This window comes from Streptomyces sp. A2-16 (assembly GCF_018128905.1).
GTDB lineage: Bacteria > Actinomycetota > Actinomycetes > Streptomycetales > Streptomycetaceae > Streptomyces.
This window is the reverse complement of record NZ_CP063808.1, coordinates 6,917,529-6,933,747: the sequence shown is the minus strand read 5'-3', so window position 1 is coordinate 6,933,747 and position 16,219 is coordinate 6,917,529. Positions and strand designations below refer to the sequence as shown.

Annotated in this window: 14 protein-coding genes and 1 tRNA gene; 8 read left to right on the top strand and 7 right to left on the bottom strand. The window is 71.6% G+C overall.

The annotated features are described in order from the left end of the window. The first annotated feature begins 92 nt into the window (after positions 1-92). The 4 genes from IOD14_RS31130 (at position 93) to IOD14_RS31115 (ending at position 4,031) form a co-directional block, all read left to right on the top strand. The gene (locus tag IOD14_RS31130; protein WP_174269078.1) at positions 93-1,043 is read left to right on the top strand and encodes a hypothetical protein; all 951 of its coding nucleotides are present in this window, start codon (positions 93-95) and stop codon (positions 1,041-1,043) included. A 29-nt stretch (positions 1,044-1,072) separates the two neighbouring features. Further along, a complete protein-coding gene (locus tag IOD14_RS31125) occupies positions 1,073-2,605 on the top strand; it encodes an APC family permease (RefSeq protein ID WP_123988131.1) in 1,533 nt (510 codons plus the stop codon). A gap of 93 nt (positions 2,606-2,698) precedes the next feature. After that, positions 2,699-3,427: a molybdopterin-dependent oxidoreductase gene (locus IOD14_RS31120; RefSeq protein WP_123988130.1), complete on the top strand. Its 729-nt coding sequence runs from the start codon at positions 2,699-2,701 to the stop codon at positions 3,425-3,427. Continuing rightward, the gene (locus IOD14_RS31115; RefSeq protein ID WP_123988129.1) at positions 3,411-4,031 is read left to right on the top strand and encodes a cytochrome b/b6 domain-containing protein; all 621 of its coding nucleotides are present in this window, start codon (positions 3,411-3,413) and stop codon (positions 4,029-4,031) included. The genes IOD14_RS31120 and IOD14_RS31115 overlap by 17 nt, the downstream gene beginning before the upstream one ends. Before the next feature lie 30 nt (positions 4,032-4,061). Here IOD14_RS31115 and IOD14_RS31110 read toward each other — a convergent pair whose 3' ends face one another. After that, the gene (locus IOD14_RS31110; protein ID WP_123988128.1) at positions 4,062-5,459 is read right to left on the bottom strand and encodes a gluconate:H+ symporter; all 1,398 of its coding nucleotides are present in this window, start codon (positions 5,457-5,459) and stop codon (positions 4,062-4,064) included. A gap of 137 nt (positions 5,460-5,596) precedes the next feature. After that, entirely contained in the window at positions 5,597-6,103 is a 507-nt protein-coding gene (locus IOD14_RS31105) for a gluconokinase (RefSeq protein WP_123988127.1), read from the bottom strand. A 137-nt stretch (positions 6,104-6,240) separates the two neighbouring features. Here IOD14_RS31105 and IOD14_RS31100 point away from each other — a divergent pair, with 137 nt between their 5' ends. Then, positions 6,241-6,942: a FadR/GntR family transcriptional regulator gene (locus tag IOD14_RS31100; RefSeq protein ID WP_123988126.1), complete on the top strand. Its 702-nt coding sequence runs from the start codon at positions 6,241-6,243 to the stop codon at positions 6,940-6,942. A gap of 1 nt (position 6,943) precedes the next feature. Here the strand turns inward: IOD14_RS31100 and IOD14_RS31095 are convergent, their stop codons facing one another. The 4 genes from IOD14_RS31095 to IOD14_RS31080 form a co-directional block, all read right to left on the bottom strand. Beyond that, positions 6,944-7,336, bottom strand: a complete 393-nt coding sequence (locus IOD14_RS31095) for a YchJ family metal-binding protein (RefSeq protein ID WP_212672111.1) — start codon at positions 7,334-7,336, stop codon at positions 6,944-6,946. After that, positions 7,333-8,709, bottom strand: a complete 1,377-nt coding sequence (locus tag IOD14_RS31090) for a M1 family metallopeptidase (RefSeq protein ID WP_212672110.1) — start codon at positions 8,707-8,709, stop codon at positions 7,333-7,335. The genes IOD14_RS31095 and IOD14_RS31090 overlap by 4 nt, the downstream gene beginning before the upstream one ends. Before the next feature lie 77 nt (positions 8,710-8,786). Beyond that, positions 8,787-12,653, bottom strand: a complete 3,867-nt coding sequence (locus tag IOD14_RS31085; protein WP_212672109.1) for a Pls/PosA family non-ribosomal peptide synthetase — start codon at positions 12,651-12,653, stop codon at positions 8,787-8,789. 287 nt (positions 12,654-12,940) lie between these two features. After that, positions 12,941-13,028: transfer RNA gene (locus IOD14_RS31080), tRNA-Leu, on the bottom strand. Positions 13,029-13,237: 209 nt separating this feature from the next. Here IOD14_RS31080 and IOD14_RS31075 point away from each other — a divergent pair. The 3 genes from IOD14_RS31075 to IOD14_RS31065 all read left to right on the top strand — a co-directional run bounded on the left by IOD14_RS31075 (position 13,238) and on the right by IOD14_RS31065 (position 15,965). After that, positions 13,238-14,563, top strand: a complete 1,326-nt coding sequence (locus IOD14_RS31075; RefSeq protein WP_123988122.1) for a M20/M25/M40 family metallo-hydrolase — start codon at positions 13,238-13,240, stop codon at positions 14,561-14,563. Positions 14,564-14,727: 164 nt separating this feature from the next. Continuing rightward, entirely contained in the window at positions 14,728-14,961 is a 234-nt protein-coding gene (gene chpH / locus IOD14_RS31070) for a chaplin ChpH (RefSeq protein WP_123988121.1), read from the top strand. 149 nt (positions 14,962-15,110) lie between these two features. Continuing rightward, entirely contained in the window at positions 15,111-15,965 is an 855-nt protein-coding gene (locus tag IOD14_RS31065) for a chaplin (protein WP_212672108.1), read from the top strand. A gap of 61 nt (positions 15,966-16,026) precedes the next feature. Here the strand turns inward: IOD14_RS31065 and IOD14_RS31060 are convergent, their stop codons facing one another. Next, on the bottom strand, positions 16,027-16,215 hold the full coding sequence (locus IOD14_RS31060; RefSeq protein ID WP_007380901.1) for a DUF5703 family protein: 189 nt from the start codon (positions 16,213-16,215) through the stop codon (positions 16,027-16,029). Between the last annotated feature and the right edge of the window lie 4 nt (positions 16,216-16,219).

Sequence of the window (16,219 nt, the reverse complement as noted above, 5' to 3'; positions counted from 1 at the left end):
TGGACCACAACAGCCCCACCAGTCCCACCCGTCAAGGCACTCCCCTCCGCCCCACTCGCCCCGCGCCCTGTTCCGTGAGGAAAACCCACACGGTGTCCCCGCCCCCACCCCCCTTCGGCCGCAGTCGAAAACGAGCCGCCCAGGCCTTCGACGCGGCCCTCGACGACGCCGAACTCGTCGACGCCCGCGCCGCGTTGGCGCAGGGCCGGTGGCAGGCGGCCCGCTCGCTGCTCACCCGGACCGGTGACGACTGGGACCGGCGCGGCCACCGGGTCACGGTGCTCGCGGCCGAGCCGTACAGCGACGCCTGGGCCAGGGACTGGCTGGTGGCCGAGCCGGACTCCGCCGACGCCGCCGTACTGCTCGCCCTCGCCCAGGTGCAGCGCGTCCAGCGGGGCAAGGGAAAGCCCACCGCAGCCCGCGAGGCCTGCCGGACCGCGGCCCGCCTCGCGCCCGCCGACCCGACCCCCTGGCTCGGCCTGCTCATGCTGGAGCGCGACCTCGGGGCGGCGGACGAGGTGGCCGCGGTGTTCGGTGAGATCCGGCAGCGCTATGCCGACCACCACCACGCCCACCACCTGATGGTTGCCCGGCTCGCCGAACGCCGTGCCGAGACGGGCCCCGACCCGCTGCACGAGGTCTACGACTTCGCCAACTGGGCCGCCGAGCAGGCCCCAGCCGACTCACCGCTCGCGATCCTGCCGGTCATCGCGCACACCGAGCGCTACCGCGTCCTGGCCGCCGCCGGGCACGAGCCGCGCGACCCCACCGCCTCCGGGCACTGGACCGGCCGCCGGGCCCGGCAGGTGATGAAGTCCGCCTTCGACTGGTGGCTGGAGTGGGAGCACGAGGACCACCCCCGCCGCCTGGTCGACCTGAACTTCCTCGCCCACGCGAAGGTCTGCGAGGGCCGCGGCGCCGAGGCCGCCGCCCTCTTCCACCGCATCGGCGAACGCCCCACCCCGGCTCCCTGGTCCTATCCCGACCGGGAGCCGTACTCCGCCTTCCGTGCCGCCCGCGACCACGCGCTCGGCACGGTGTAGCACCCCCGAACCCCAGAAGGACGGTCCCCATGGCCACCGAGAGTTCCAGCAAGAGCAGACCAGGCATCAGCACGTTCAAGGGGGAGGACCGCGCGCTGCGGGCCGGCCGCCTCGGCACCGGAGGCCTGCTGCTCTCCGTCCTCGCGGCGACAGCGCCCCTCATGGTCGTCGCGGGTGTCATGCCCACCACATTCGCGGTGATGGGGATCGTCGGCCAGCCCCTGCTCTTCGTCGTCCTCGGTGTCGTCCTCGTCCTGTTCAGCGTCGGCTACGCCGAGATGAGCCGGCACGTCCACAATGCGGGCGCCTTCTACGCCTACATCTCCCGCGGCCTCGGCGGTACCGCCGGTGCGAGCGCGGCCCTCGTCGCCCTGGTCGCCTACAACGCCCTTCAGGTCGGCATCTACGGCATCTTCGGCTTCGAGGTCTCCGGACTGTTCGCCACCTACGCCGACCTGTCGGTGGCCTGGTGGATACCGGCGCTGGTGGCCGCCCTGGTCGTCGGCACGCTCGGCTGGCTGAAGATCGACGTCAACGCGCGCGTGCTCGGCGTCCTGCTGATCATCGAGGTCGCCCTGGTCGTCATCTTCGACATCGCGGCCGTCTCCGACCCGGCCGCCCAGGGCCTGTCCCTGCACGCCTTCAACCCGGACACCCTCACCGGCGCCGGCGTCGGCACCGCCCTGTGCTTCTGCATCGCCGCCTTCACCGGCTTCGAGCAGGCGCCCGTCTACGCCGAGGAGACCAGCCGCCCGCATGTGCTCGTCCCGCGCGTGATGTTCCTCGCCGTCGGCGGTGTCGCCGTGTTCTTCGCGCTCAGCAGCTGGGCCCTCACCGTCGCCACCGGACCCTCGGCCATCGTCGGCGAGGCCCAGAAGCAGAGCGCGGGACTGCTCTTCGGCCTCACCGAGGACCGCCTCGGCACCACCTTCACCGACGTGCTGCACTTCCTCTTCGTGACCGGCATGTTCGCGGCCCTGCTCAGCTTCCACAACGTCGTCGCCCGCTACGCCTTCGCCATGGGCCGCGAGGGCCTGCTGCCCGCCGCCTTCGGCCGCACGAACAGCTCGAGCGGCGCGCCCGGCACCGGCTCGCTCCTCCAGACGGCCGTGTCCGTCCTGGTCATCGCCGTCTTCGCGATCGCCGACGACAAGCCCACGGGCGACCCGACCGTGCCGGTCCTGCACCTGTTCACCTGGTTCGGCAACATCGGCTCCCTCGGCGTGATCCTGCTGATGGCGGCCGCCTCCGCCTCCGTGGTCGTGTTCTTCGTGCGCCGCGGCGCGGCCGGCGCCCAGGCGTGGCGGCTGATCACCTCGGCCCTCGCGGGGATCGCCCTGCTGGTGATCGCCGTCTACACGGTGAAGGACTTCGACGTCCTGGTCGGCGCGGGCCCCGAGTCCTCGCTGAGCTGGGTGCTGCCCGGCATCATCGGCCTCGCCGTGCTGGTGGGCCTGGCACAGGGCCTGGTCATGCGGGCCCGCAGGCCCGAGGCACACGCGCGGATCGGGCTCGGCAACGAGGCGTTCCAGCTGGAGAAGGCCGCCGAGGAGGCGCCCTGACACTCTGAGAGCACGGTGAGAAGTGCTTACGGAAGTCTGACGAGCACCCGCGATTCCTGGTCCCGCAGGCATCGCGGGTGTTCGAATGAGGAGGTGAACTCCGAACAGCCCGAGGAACAGCGCGGTACGCCGATCGGCCGTCGCGTCTTTCTCGGCACCCTCGGCCTGGGCGCCCTCGGCGTGGTCGCCGCGCCCACCCTGCAACGCGGTCTCGAGGCCTTCCTCGGCAGCGCCGCCGACAAGGACCCCACCGGTCTGACGGGCCTGCTCCCCAACGGCGGCGGCTTCCGCTACTACTCGGTGACCTCGTCGGTGCCGCACAAGAACGCAGAGAACTACCAGCTCAAGATCGACGGTCTGGTCTCCCGCCCCCGCACGTACACCCTGCCCGAGCTGCGGGCGATGCCCCAGACCCGACTGGTCAAGGACGTCCAGTGCGTCACCGGCTGGCGCGTCCCCGACACGCCCTTCGAGGGCGTACGGCTCTCCGCGCTGCTGGACGCCGCCGGAGTGACCGCCAAGGCGGGCGCCGTCCGCTTCAGCTGCTTCGACGGGGCGTACACCGAGAGCCTCACCCTCGACCAGGCCCGCCGCTCTGACGTCCTGGTGGCCCTGCGCATGCAGGACAAGGACATCGGCCACTCCCACGGCGGCCCGGTCCGCCTCTATGTGGCCCCCATGTACTTCTACAAGTCCGCCAAGTGGCTCTCCGGCATCACCGTCACCGAGGACGTGGAGCCCGGCTACTGGGAGGACCGGGGCTACGACGTGGACGCCTGGGTGGGCCGATCGAACGGGCGGGACGATGACCCCACGAGTTGACGCCCCGCCCCGGGCCCGGATCCGGCGCTTCGGCCGCACCCAGAAGTGGGTGCACCGCACGACGGCCGCACTGATGGGCATCTGCGTGGCCACGGCCGCGTGTCTGTACATCCCCCAGTTCGCCGAACTCGTCGGCCGCCGCGAGCTGGTGGTCCGCGTCCACGAGTGGGCCGGCCTCGCGCTGCCGCTCCCGGTCCTCGTGGGCCTGGCCTCCCGCGCCTTCCGCGCCGACCTCGGTTTCCTCAACCGCTTCGGCCCGCACGACCGCGTCTGGCTGCACGCAGCCCTGCGCCGCGACAAACGCCGGAGCTCGCGTCCCGCGGGCAAGTTCAACGCGGGCCAGAAGGTCTACGCCGCCTGGATCGCCGGCGCGAGCCTGGTGATGCTCGGCACCGGCCTCCTCATGTGGTTCACCCACCTCACCCCCATCCAGTGGCGCACCAGCGCGACCTTCGTCCACGACTGGCTGGCCCTGACCATCGGCATCGTCCTGGCCGGCCACATCGGGATGGCGCTGGGCGACCCGGAGGCGAGGAGGGGCCTGAGGACCGGGGAAGTGAGCCAGGACTGGGCGGAACGCGAACACCCCCTGTGGCGGCCGTAGCCGACAGGGGGCGCCGCGACCGTCGTACCGCTAAATGACCAGCGAGAGCAGCAGCACCAGGCCGCCCCCGACCACCGAGATGATCGTCTCCATGATCGACCAGGTCTTGATGGTCTGGCCGACGTCCAGGCCGAAGTACTCCTTGACCAGCCAGAAGCCGGCGTCGTTGACATGGCTGAAGAAGAGCGAGCCGGCGCCGATGGCGAGGACGAGCAGGGCCGTCTCCCCGGTCGACATGCCTTCCGCGAGCGGGGCGACCAGACCGGCCGCGGAGATCGTGGCCACCGTGGCCGAACCGGTCGCGAGCCGGATCGCCACCGCGATCAGCCAGGCCAGCAGAAGGGCCGGGATCGACCAGTCCTTGGAGATGTCCAGGACCATCTGACCCACACCGGAGTCGATCAGGGTCTGCTTGAAGCCGCCGCCCGCGCCCACGATCAGCAGGATGCCGGCGATGGGCGCGAGGCCCTTCTCGACGAGCGGGGAGAGGCGGTCCTTGCCGAAGCCTGCCGGGCGCAGCAGCGTGAAGATGCCCACGAGGACCGAGGCCAGCAGGGCGATCATCGGGGAGCCGATGACGTCGAAGACGCGCTGGGTGAGGTTCTCGGGGTCGTCGATCACGATGTCGACCAGTGCCTTGGACAGCATCAGGACGACCGGGAGGAGGATCGTCGCCAGCGTGGGGCCGAAGTTCGGGCGCTTCTCCAGTTCCTCCGAGGCGCGCTGCGGGATCATCCGGTCGGGCGCCGGCACGTCCACCCAGCGGGCCGCGTACCGCGAGAACAGCGGGCCGGCGATGATCACCGTCGGTATGGCGACCAGGACGCCGAGCGCCAGAGTGACACCGAGGTTGGCGTCGACCGCGTCGATCGCGACCAGCGGGCCGGGGTGCGGCGGCACCAGACCGTGCATCACGGACAGACCCGCGAGGGCCGGGATGCCGATGCGCATCAGGGAGTAGTTGCCGCGCTTGGCGACCATCAGCACGACCGGGATCAGCAGCACCACGCCGACCTCGAAGAACAGCGGCAGACCGATCACGGAGGCGATGAGGACCATCGCCCACGGCATCGAACGGCCGCCCGCCTTCTCCAGGATCGTGTCGACGATCTGGTCGGCCCCGCCCGAGTCGGCGAGCATCTTGCCGAGGATCGCGCCGAGGGCGATCAGCACGCCGACACCGGCGACCGTGGTGCCGAGGCCGGTGGTGAAGCTGGTGATGGCCTTGTCGAGCGGCGCTCCGGCGACCGCGCCGAGCACGAGCGTGCCCAGGGTCAGCGACAGGAACGCGTGGAGCTTGAACTTGGTGATGAGCAGCACGATGACGGCGATGCCCGCCAGGACGGCGATGCCCAGCTGAGCGTGACCGGCCGAGGTGATCGGCTCCGGTGCGTCCGCTGCCAGCATCTCGACGCTGAGTCTGGTCACGGGGGTTCCCTTGCAGGTAACGGGGACGTGCTTCGGAATGGGGTGATGCGGGGGACAGGGGTGTTGCGGAGAGAGGGGTGTTGCGGGGGACAGGGGTGTTGCGGGGGAGAGGTGCTGCGGGAGTGAAGAAGGCCGGGTTACGGGAGCTCGGCGAGCGCCTTCGCGGCCCGCCCGGTGATCTCCTCCGGGCTGCCGGACACGTCCACCACGACCCCGGCCTCGTCCTCCTGGAGCGGCTGGAGCGTGGCGAACTGCGAGTCGAGGAGCGCGGTGGGCATGAAGTGCCCCTGCCGGTGCGACATCCGGTCCTCGATCAGCGCGCGGTCGCCCGCCAGGTGCACGAAGACGACCCCCGGCGCCTCGGCCCGCAGCCGGTCGCGGTACGACCGCTTCAGCGCCGAGCAGCTGACCACCCCGCCGAGCCCCGCCCGTCCGTGCGCCCAGGAACCGATGGCGTCCAGCCACGGCCACCGGTCGTCGTCGGTGAGCGGGGTGCCGGCCGACATCTTGGCGATGTTGGCCGGCGGGTGGAAGTCGTCGGCCTCGGCGTACGGAACGCCGAGCCGGGCCGCGAGCAGGGGACCGATGGTGGTCTTCCCGGTGCCCGCGACGCCCATGACCACGACGACCTTCGGGGTACTCATCGCTGCCTCACTGTCTGCTGTCGCCTTCGACATCCGATGTCGACGCAACTGAAGCCGATTACATACGACAAATTCAAGACCCTGTGATGAATAAGTCTGACTTTTTCTTGGCGTGACGCGCCCCGTACTCTGAGTGCATGAGCACATCGGGCCGGGGGCTGCACGGACGCGTACTGGACACCCTCGGCCCCGCGATCACTGCGGGCGAGTACCCGCCGGGCAGCGTTCTGCGCACCGACGAGCTCGCCCAGCGTTTCGACGTCTCACGTTCCGTGATGCGCGAGGCGGTCCGGGTCCTGGAGTCCATGCACCTGGTCGAGTCGCGCCGCCGCGTGGGCGTGACGGTCCGGCCCAAGGCCGAGTGGAACGTCTACGACCCCCAGGTCATCCGCTGGCGGCTGGCCGGCGCCGACCGTCCGCAGCAGCTGCGCTCACTGACCGTGCTGCGCTCGGCGATCGAGCCGGTGGCGGCGGGCCTGGCCGCGAAGCACGCGACTGCCGAACAGTGCGCCGAACTCACCGAGTGCGCGCTCGGCATGGTCGCCAACTCCAAGGGGCACCGGCTGGAGGGCTACCTCTTCCACGACATCGCCTTCCACCGGGTGATCCTCAACGCCTCCGGCAACGAGATGTTCGCCCGCCTCGGTGACGTCGTGGCCGAGGTTCTCACCGGCCGCACCCGCCACGAGGTCATGTTCGAGGACCCCGACCCCGCCGCCGTCACCCTCCATGTCAGGCTCGCCGAGGCGATCCGCGCGGGCGACGCCGTCCAGGCGGAGGAACTGACCCGCGAGATCGCGGAGGGCGCCCTTCAGGAACTCGACATCCTCGCCCCGTAGTTCAGTCGAGGAACTCCCCGTCGAGGTACACCCAGGCCCCGTCGACCCGCTCGAACCGGCTGCGCTCGTGCAGCGAGCCGCCTTTGAACGAGGCGCGGAACGTCACCGTCCCGGAGCTGTGGAAGGCCGAACCGTCGGTCGTGTCCAGGATCTCCAGCCCGGTCCAGCGCATGCCCGCATCGAGGTCCAGCGAGCCCGGACGGGTCCGGGGGTGCCAGGTGCGCAGCAGGTACTCCCGCTCCAGCCTCACGAAGGCGCTGTAGCGCGACCGCATGAGCGCTTCGGGTGTGGGGGCCGCCGACTCGCCCCGGTGGAAGCGGCCGCAGCAGTTGTCGTACGTCTCCTGAAGACCGCAGGGGCAGTCGGGCCGCTGCCGTGGGGCACGTCGGGTCACGGCTGCACCGTGCCGGTGTTGGTCGGCGGATGCGCCGGCCGCGCCGGACCCAGCGTCGGCAGCGGTGGCAGTGCCGTCCCGTGCACCCACGCGTCGAACAGCCCGGTCAGCGACTCGTCCGCGAACCGGTTGACATGGGCCGTGAGCGTCGAGGTGGTCACGGCCCCGCCCCGGTGCAGTCCGGCCCAGCCGCGCAGCATCCGGAAGAACGCCTCGTCGCCCATCGCGCAGCGCACCGCGTGCACGGTGAGCCCACCGCGCTCGTAGAGCCGGTCGTCGAACATCGACTTGCGGCCCGGGTCGGCCAGCCGCAGGTCCTGCGGGAGCGAGGACAGCAACCGGTGCGCGGCGGCGGCCAGTTGCTGGGCCGTACGGCCCCCCGAGCGCTCCGACCACAGCCACTCGGCGTACTTGGCGAACCCCTCGTTCAGCCAGATGTGCCGCCAGTCCGCGATGGACACGCTGTTGCCGAACCACTGGTGGGCCAGCTCGTGCGCCACCAGCCGCTCCCAACCCCGGGCGCCGTCCACGTGGTTGGAGCCGAACAGCGACAACCCCTGCGCCTCCACGGGCACATCGAGCTCCTCCTCCGTGACGACGACCGCGTACTCGTCGAACGGATACGGCCCGAACAGCTCCTGGAACAGCTCCATCATCCGCGGCTGCCGCGCGAAGTCCCGTGAGAACTCCGGCAGCAGATGCGCCGGGATGTGCCCGTGCTGCGGCACCCCGCCAGGACCCGGGTCGCCGAGCAGCACCGTCTGGTACTTGCCGATCGACAGCCCGACGAGATAACTGGAGGTGGGCGCGGCCTGCTCGTACACCCAGGTCGTCGTGGACGCCTTGGTCGTCCGGGTCAGCAGCCGGCCACCCGCCACCACCGCGTACGCGGAGGGCGTGGTGATCGAGATCTGGTACGAGGCCTTGTCCGCGGGCCGGTCGTTGCACGGGTACCAGGACGGCGCGCCGATCGGCTGGCTCGCCACCAGGGCCCCGTCCTCCAGCTCCTCCCAGCCGAGCCCGCCCCAAGGGCTGTTCACCGGCTTGGGGTTGCCCGACCAGTGCGCCTCGACGGTGAACGCGGCCCCGGGCCGCACCGGCTTCGCGGGCCGCACCCGCAGCTTCCCGCCCCGGTGCGTGTAATGGGCCGGCCGGCCGTCCACCCGCACCCGGCCGATCTTGAAGTCGGCCAGGTTGAGCATGAACTCGGTGAGCGGCGAGCGACCGGCTATGGCGTTGATCCGGGCGCTCCCGGCCAGCCGGTTCGGCCCCGGGCGGTAGTCCAGCGCGAGCTCGTAGCGGTGCACCCGGTACCGGGCGTCACCGTGGTCCGGGAAGTACGGGTCCGAACCCGCCGCCTGCTGAACTGCCACTGCCGCTTCCGCTCCCTGCGCCGCGTCGTCACTCGGATCCGCCGGTACACCGCTCACCGACTCCGAGTGGCCCGCGTTCAGGGCCGCCATGCCTCGATCGGGTTGCCGAGCCAGCGGGTGTCGTCCGGGACGGACTCCGCGGCCATGACGAGCGACGCGGGGCCCAGGGTGGTGCGGGCCCCGATCGTGCTGCCGGGCAGCACGATCCCGCCAGGGCCCAGCGTGGCGCCCTCACGGAGAACAACAGTATCCGTCCGCAAGATCCGGTCGTGGAAGAGGTGGGTCTGCAGGACGCACCCGCGGTTCACGGTCGCCGCGTCCTCCAGCGTCACCAGATCGGTCTCCGGCAGCCAGTAGCTCTCCACCCAGACGCCCTTGCCGATCCGGGCGCCGAGTCCCCTCAGCCACGCCGTCATCAGCGGCGTACCGGGCACGGAGCCCGCGAGCCACGGCACCGCGAGCACCTCGACGAAGGTGTCCGCGAGCTCGTTGCGCCACACGAAGCCGCTCCACAGCGGGTGCTCCCCGCTGCGGTGCCGACCCACCAGCAGCCACTTCGCGACCATCGACACCAGCCCCGCCGCCGCACCGGCCGCGAGCAGCACCACACCCGCCAGGAGCCAGGCCCACGGCCCCAGCACGCACAGCGCGGCCACCGTCAGCACGGCGAGCCCCGCCGAGCAGAACACCGGCACGATCCGGCACAGCTCCACCAGACCGCGCGCCCACAGCAGCCCCGCCGAGGGCTCGTACGTCCGGCTCTGATCACTGTCGGCGGCGCTGCGCGGCAGCTTCACCGGCGGGAGCCCCAGGTACGACGTGCCCTTCTTCGCCTTCTTCGGCGTCGCCGACAGCACCCCGACGAGCCCGCCGTCCGGCACGGTCCGCCCCGGCGCGGTCATCCCGGAGTTCCCGAGGAACGCCCGCCGCCCGATCTCCGCGCGCCCTATCCGCACCCAGCCACCGCCCAGCTCGTACGGCGCGGTCAGCGTGTCGTCGGCCAGGAACGCGCCCTCGCCGACCGTCGTCAGGCTCGGCAGCGCCAGCACGGTCGACACCTCGGCGCCCCGCCCGATCCGCATCCCGAGCAGCCGCAGCCACACGGGCGTGACCAGACCGGCGTACAGCGGGAAGAGCGTCTCGCGCGAGCGGTCCATCAGCTGGGTGACGGTCCACGCCTGCCACCCGACCCGGCTGTGCGTCGGATACGTGCCCTCGCGCAGCCCCAGGCTCAGCAGCCGCACGGAGACCAGGAGCAGCAGCGCGTACGCCAGCCCGAAGGCGAGCGTCGCCGGGACCAGGGCCAGGGCGACGCTTTGGACGGTCGGGGCCGTCGGGTCGACGAAGACGCCGGCCATGAGCAGCGCCGCCCCGCCCGCCAGCACCGGCAGGGCGCTGAGCGCGAAGCCCGTCACGCCGTACATCACACGCCAGTACGTGCCCCGGGCCGGCCGCTCCTTGGGCCAGTTCCGCTTGGCCTTGCCGAGCTTGACCGCGGGCGCGCCCGCCCAGCGCTGACCGGTCGGGATCTGCCCGGTGACCGCCGAACCCGGCGCCACCTCGGCCCGCTTGCCGACCCGGGCACCGGGGAAGAGCATGCTGCGCGTGCCGACGACGGCATGCGCACCCACCTTGACCTGGCCGATCTCCAGCCGGTCCCCGTCCAGCCACCAGCCGGACAGGTCCACCTCGGACTCCACGGCCGCACCTCGGCCCAGCTTGAGCATGCCGGTGACCGGCGGCAGCGAGTGCAGGTCCACGTCCTGGCCGACCTTGGCGCCCAGCGCCCGCGCGTACCGCTCCAGCCAGGAGCCGGTCAGCGAGGTCGCGCCGGTGAACTCGGCGAGCCGCTCGGCCGTCCACAGCCGCAGATGGACGCTGCCACCGCGCGGGTGGCGGCCGGGCCGGAGACCGCGCAGCAGCAGCCGCGCCCCGCCCGCGGCGATCGCGAGCCGTCCGGGCGGGCTGAACAGCAGCAGGGCACCGGCCCCGACCAGCCACCACGAGGCGGACGGCAGCCAGGAGTACGGCAGGACGTTCCCGAGCGCGGCCAGCGGCACCAGCCAGCGCAGCCCCATCAGCGTGAACAGGGGGAGCAGGACCAGGAGCTGGATCAGCTGCGCCCGGACCGGTACCGGCGCGATGGTCCGGGCCGCCCCGTCGTCCTGGACGGACTCCTCCAGGCGCCGGGCCAGCTTCCGCAGCGTGGGCTGCTGATAGATGTCGAGGACGGCCGCGCTCGGGTAGCGGGTGCGCAGCCGGGTGGTCAGCTGGGCGGCGGCCAGGCTGGAGCCGCCGATGGCGAAGAAGTCGTCGCGGGCGCCGGCGACCGGCATCCCGAGGACCTCGGCCCACTGCTCGGCGAGCCAGGCCTCGGTGCCGTACAGCTGCTCCTTGGGGCCGCCCGAATCGAGCCCCTCCAGGGGCCAGGGCAGCGCGTTGCGGTCCACCTTGCCCGAGGTCCGGGTCGGCAGGTCCGCGACGGGCGCAAGCAACGGCACGAGTGCGGCGGGCAGTTCGGCGCGCAGCTTCTCCACGGCGGCCGCCTGGTCCCAGCCGTCCTGCGTGACGACGTACCCGACGAGCAGCTGGTTGCCGCTGCGGGCGGTGCGCACGGCGGCGGCCGCTCCCGCGACTCCGGGCAGCGCCTGCAGAGCCGCGTCGACCTCACCCAGCTCGATCCGCCGGCCGCCGAGCTTGATCTGCTCGTCGGCCCGCCCGAGGAAGACCAGCCCCTCGGGCTCGGCCTTCACGAGGTCACCGCTGCGGTACGCCCGCTCCCAGCCCAGCGACGTGAGCGGCGCGTACTTCTCCGCGTCCTTCTCCACGTCCAGGTACCGGGCGAGCCCGACCCCGCCGATGACCAGCTGACCGCTCGCGCCCATCGGCACGGGCTCCCCGGCCTCGTCCACGACGGCCAGCTCCCAGCCGTCCAGCGGCAGCCCGATCCGGATCGGCTCCTCGCCGCTCATCAGCGAGGCGCAGGCCACGACGGTCGCCTCGGTGGGCCCGTAGGTGTTCCACACCTCGCGACCTTCGGTCACCAGCCGCTGCGCCAGCTCGGGCGGACACGCCTCCCCGCCGAAGATCAGCAGCCGTACGTCGTTGAGGGTCTCGGGCTCCCACAGGGCGGCGAGCGTCGGCACCGTCGACACGACGGTGATCTCCTGCTCGACCAGCCAGGGACCGAGATCGGCACCGCTGCGGACCTGGGAACGCGGCACCGGCACCAGACAGGCCCCGTAGCGCCACGCCAGCCACATCTCCTCGCAGGAGGCGTCGAAGGCCACCGACAGCCCCGCCATGACCCTGTCACCGGGACCGATGGGGTCCTCGGTGAGGAACAGCGCGGCCTCGGCGTCCACGAAGGCGGCCGCGCTGCGGTGCGAGACGGCGACACCCTTGGGCTTGCCGGTGGAACCGGAGGTGAAGATGATCCACGCGTCGTGCCCGACACCGGGGCGGGCGGCGGGGACCTCGGCGCGGCCGTTGACGGTCAGCGCGTGCCCGGCGCCGACCACGGCCCGGACCTCCGCCTCCCCGAACACCAGCTCGGCCCGCTCGTCGGGGTCCTCGGCGTCGACGGGGACGTAGGCGGCACCTGCGGCGAGCACGGCGAGGATCGCGACGTAGAGGTCGTTGGTGCCGGACGGCACCCGGACGCCCACCCGGTCGCCGAGTCCGACACCGGCCCCGGCGAGCCGCCGGCGCAGCCGCTCGACCTCGGCGGCCAGGGCGCGGTAGGTGAGCCGGGTCGTCCCGTCGTCCAGGGCGAGCTCGTCGGGGAAGGACCGCACGGAGGCGTCGAAGACGTCGACGAGGGTGCGGGGGGAGGCGGCGGGGCCCCCGGAGAATCGGGCGGTGTCACCGAACTGTTCGCGGATCTCTGCGCTGAGCTCTTCGTTGAGCAGGCCGAGAGCGCTGCTCTCGTGTATGGCTGCCATCGGTCCTCGCGTCTCGATCCCGGAGACCTCCGGGGCGCTGGAGGGCCCGCAGGTCTGCCTGGGGTTGTCCGGCTCCAGCTCGTAACAAGCCGGAAATTTTAGTACGAAGCTAGGTTCGCGCCATCGAAACGGCGACTCGGGAAGGCCGTTCGGGGGGCGTGGCGGGCCTGCCGTACGCCTCTGACCTGGTGATCTTCACAGCGAGCGAGAGATGCCCCACATACAGCGAAGAAGGGGTCGAACACGACGAATCCCCCCGGCCGCATGAGCGGCCGAGGGGATTCGGCTGGTGTCCGAGGGGGGACTTGAACCCCCACGCCCGATAAAGGGCACTAGCACCTCAAGCTAGCGCGTCTGCCATTCCGCCACCCGGACAAGGTGTCTGTCGTGCGGGGTCTCCCTCGCGGCGACGAAGGAAACATTACCAGGCTTTCGAAGGGCCCCGATCACCCCCCGTCGCCGCCCCGGCCCCCGCCTCCTGCTCGCGTGAACGGCGTGTGACGGGCCGGGCCCGGTCTTGGGGGCGACCGGGCCACGGAGGGAGGATGAGGGCAACCACCAGCAGTGACAGCGGGAGGAACAGCGTGAGCGACACGGACACGGCCAGGGGCGTCACCGGCGAGGACGAGGTCGTGGACCTCTGCCGCGAGCTCATCCGGTTCGACACCAGCAACTACGGCGACCACTCCGGGCCCGGGGAGCGCAAGGCGGCCGAATGGGTCGCGGAGAAGCTCGCCGAGGTGGGCCTGGACCCGCAGATCTTCGAGTCCCACCCGGGCCGCGCCTCGACGGTGGCCCGGATCGCGGGTGAGGACCCGTCCCGGCCCGCCCTGCTGATCCACGGCCACCTCGACGTCGTACCGGCCAACGCGCAGGACTGGACCCACCACCCCTTCTCGGGCGAGGTCGCCGACGGGTGCGTGTGGGGCCGCGGCGCCGTCGACATGAAGGACATGGACGCGATGACCCTGGCGGTCGTCCGCGACCGGCTGCGCAGCGGGCGCAGGCCGCCCAGGGACATCGTCCTCGCCTTCCTCGCCGACGAGGAGGCGGGCGGCACGTTCGGCGCCCGGCACCTCGTCGACAACCACCCGGACCTCTTCGAGGGCGTCACCGAGGCGATCAGCGAGGTCGGCGGCTTCTCCTTCACGGTCAACGAGCAGCGCAGGCTCTATCTGATCCAGACGGCCGAGAAGGGCATGCACTGGATGAAGCTGACCGTGGCCGGCACCGCCGGGCACGGCTCGATGATCCACCGGGACAACGCCATCACCGAGCTGTCGGAGGCCGTCGCCCGGCTCGGCCGGCACAAGTTCCCGGTCCGGGTCACCAAGACCACCCGCGCCTTCCTCGACGAGCTCGGCGACGCCCTCGGCACCGAGCTGGACCCGGAGGACATGGAGGGCACGCTCGCCCGGCTCGGCGGCATCGCCAAGCTCATCGGCGCGACCCTCAGCAACACCGCCAATCCCACCCAGCTCGGCGCCGGCTACAAGGTCAACGTCATCCCGGGCGAGGCCACCGCACACGTCGACGGGCGCTTCCTGCCCGGCCACGAGGAGGAGTTCCTCGCCGACCTCGACAAGATCCTCGGCCCCAAGGTCAGGCGCGAGGACGTGCACTCCGACAAGGCCGTCGAGACCACCTTCGACGGTGCGCTCGTGGACGCCATGCAGTCCGCGCTGGTCGCCGAGGACCCGGCCGCCAAGGCGATCCCCTACATGCTCTCCGGCGGCACCGACGCCAAGTCCTTCGACGAGCTCGGCATCCGCGGCTTCGGCTTCGCGCCGCTCAAGCTGCCCCCGGAGCTGGACTTCGCCGGCATGTTCCACGGCGTCGACGAGCGGGTGCCGGTGGACGGGCTGAAATTCGGTGTGCGCGTTCTCGACCGGTTCATCGACGCGAGCTGAGGCGAGCTGTCGCGCGGATATGGGTTGACGCCGTTATTCGGCCGGGCGTGCGAGATCGGCCGGGAAGGGTGAATGCGCTCATAAGCTCGTATCCCCATTACTCCCTCCTCGTTACAGGTGATGCGATCCGCTGCTTGGGGTCGCATTGCCAACAAGGAGGAATAATGATCAAGAAGGTCGTCGCCGCTGCGGCTGCCACTGGTGGCCTGGTTCTCGCGGGCGCGGGCCTTGCCGTCGCCGATGCGGGTGCTCAGGGTGCCGCTGTGGGTTCCCCGGGTGTGCTGTCCGGCAACGTCGTGCAGGTTCCCGTTCACGTCCCCGTGAACGTCTGCGGCAACACGGTCTCCGTGATCGGCCTGCTGAACCCCGCCTTCGGCAACACGTGCGTCAACCAGTGACGTTGTGCCTCGCCCTCAGTTAAGAGGGTTGAGCCCGTCGGCCCCGGAGTGCACGCCATGCGCTCCGGGGCCGACCGGCCTTTTCGAAAAGAAAAAGAACCGCGATGCGGCGGTATTTCGAGACAAGGTCGAGAGCAGGGATTCAGTAGATGCGACAAGTCACCCGCAAGGGCTTGATGACAGTGGCGGCCGCGACCGGCGTGATCGCCGCCGCAGGAGGCGCCGCCCACGCCGACTCGGGCGCGAGCGGATCGAGCGCGAACTCTCCCGGCGTGCTGTCGGGCAACACGGTGTCGGCGCCGGTGCACGCACCGGTGAACGCCTGCGGCAACACCGTGGACGTCGTCGGGGTCCTCAACCCCGCGATGGGCAACAGCTGCGCCAACAAGGGGGGCGGAGCGCCCGGCGGATACGGCGGCCCGGGCGGCTCCGCGGGACACGGCGGCAGTCACGGAGGGCACGGACACGGCGGTCACGGAGGCCACGGGGGTCACGGAGGCCAAGGCGGGCAGGGAGGCTCCGGCGGCTCCGGGGGCTCGCACGCCGGCGGTCACACCGGCGGCTCACCCGGCGTGGGCTCGGGCAACCACGTCGAGGTGCCGATCGACGTTCCCGTGAACGTCTGCGGCAACAGCGTCGACGTCATCGGTATCGGCAACCCCGCCATGGGCAACGACTGCGCGAACGGCTCCGGCGGCGGACAGCACACCCCGCCCGGCCACCAGACGCCCCCCGGATCGCCGGAACAGCCCGGCAACCCGGGCGCCCCCGGCAACCCGGTGGAGCCCGGCCACCCCGGTTCCCCGGCCACCCCGCCCGGAGCGGGCGGCGTGACCCCGGGCGGCGGCAACCACCCCGGAACCCAGACGGTCACCCAGCCCCTGGGCAGCGCGCAGCTCGCCCGGACCGGCAGCGACCTGCCCATCGGCCTGGTCCTCCCGGTGGGCGCCGGAGCGCTCCTGGCGGGCGCGGTGCTCTACCGCAAGGCACGGGCCTCGGCCTAGGGCACACCGTGTGAAACGGAGCGGGCCCCGCCTCGGCGGGGCCCGCTCCGTTCGTCCTGTCTCACCACGTGGCACGCACCTGGCGGATGATCCGCCGGCGCAACCGCACCCTGCGGCTGCCGTCGCGCATGAGGCTCAGTCGGTCCAACTCCCAGTGTCCGTACTCGGCATGGTCCGTCAGCAGACGTGTGGCGTCCTTGCGGGAGACCCCCCGCGGTACGTACACGTCGACAAATTCGTATTCCGGCATCGCA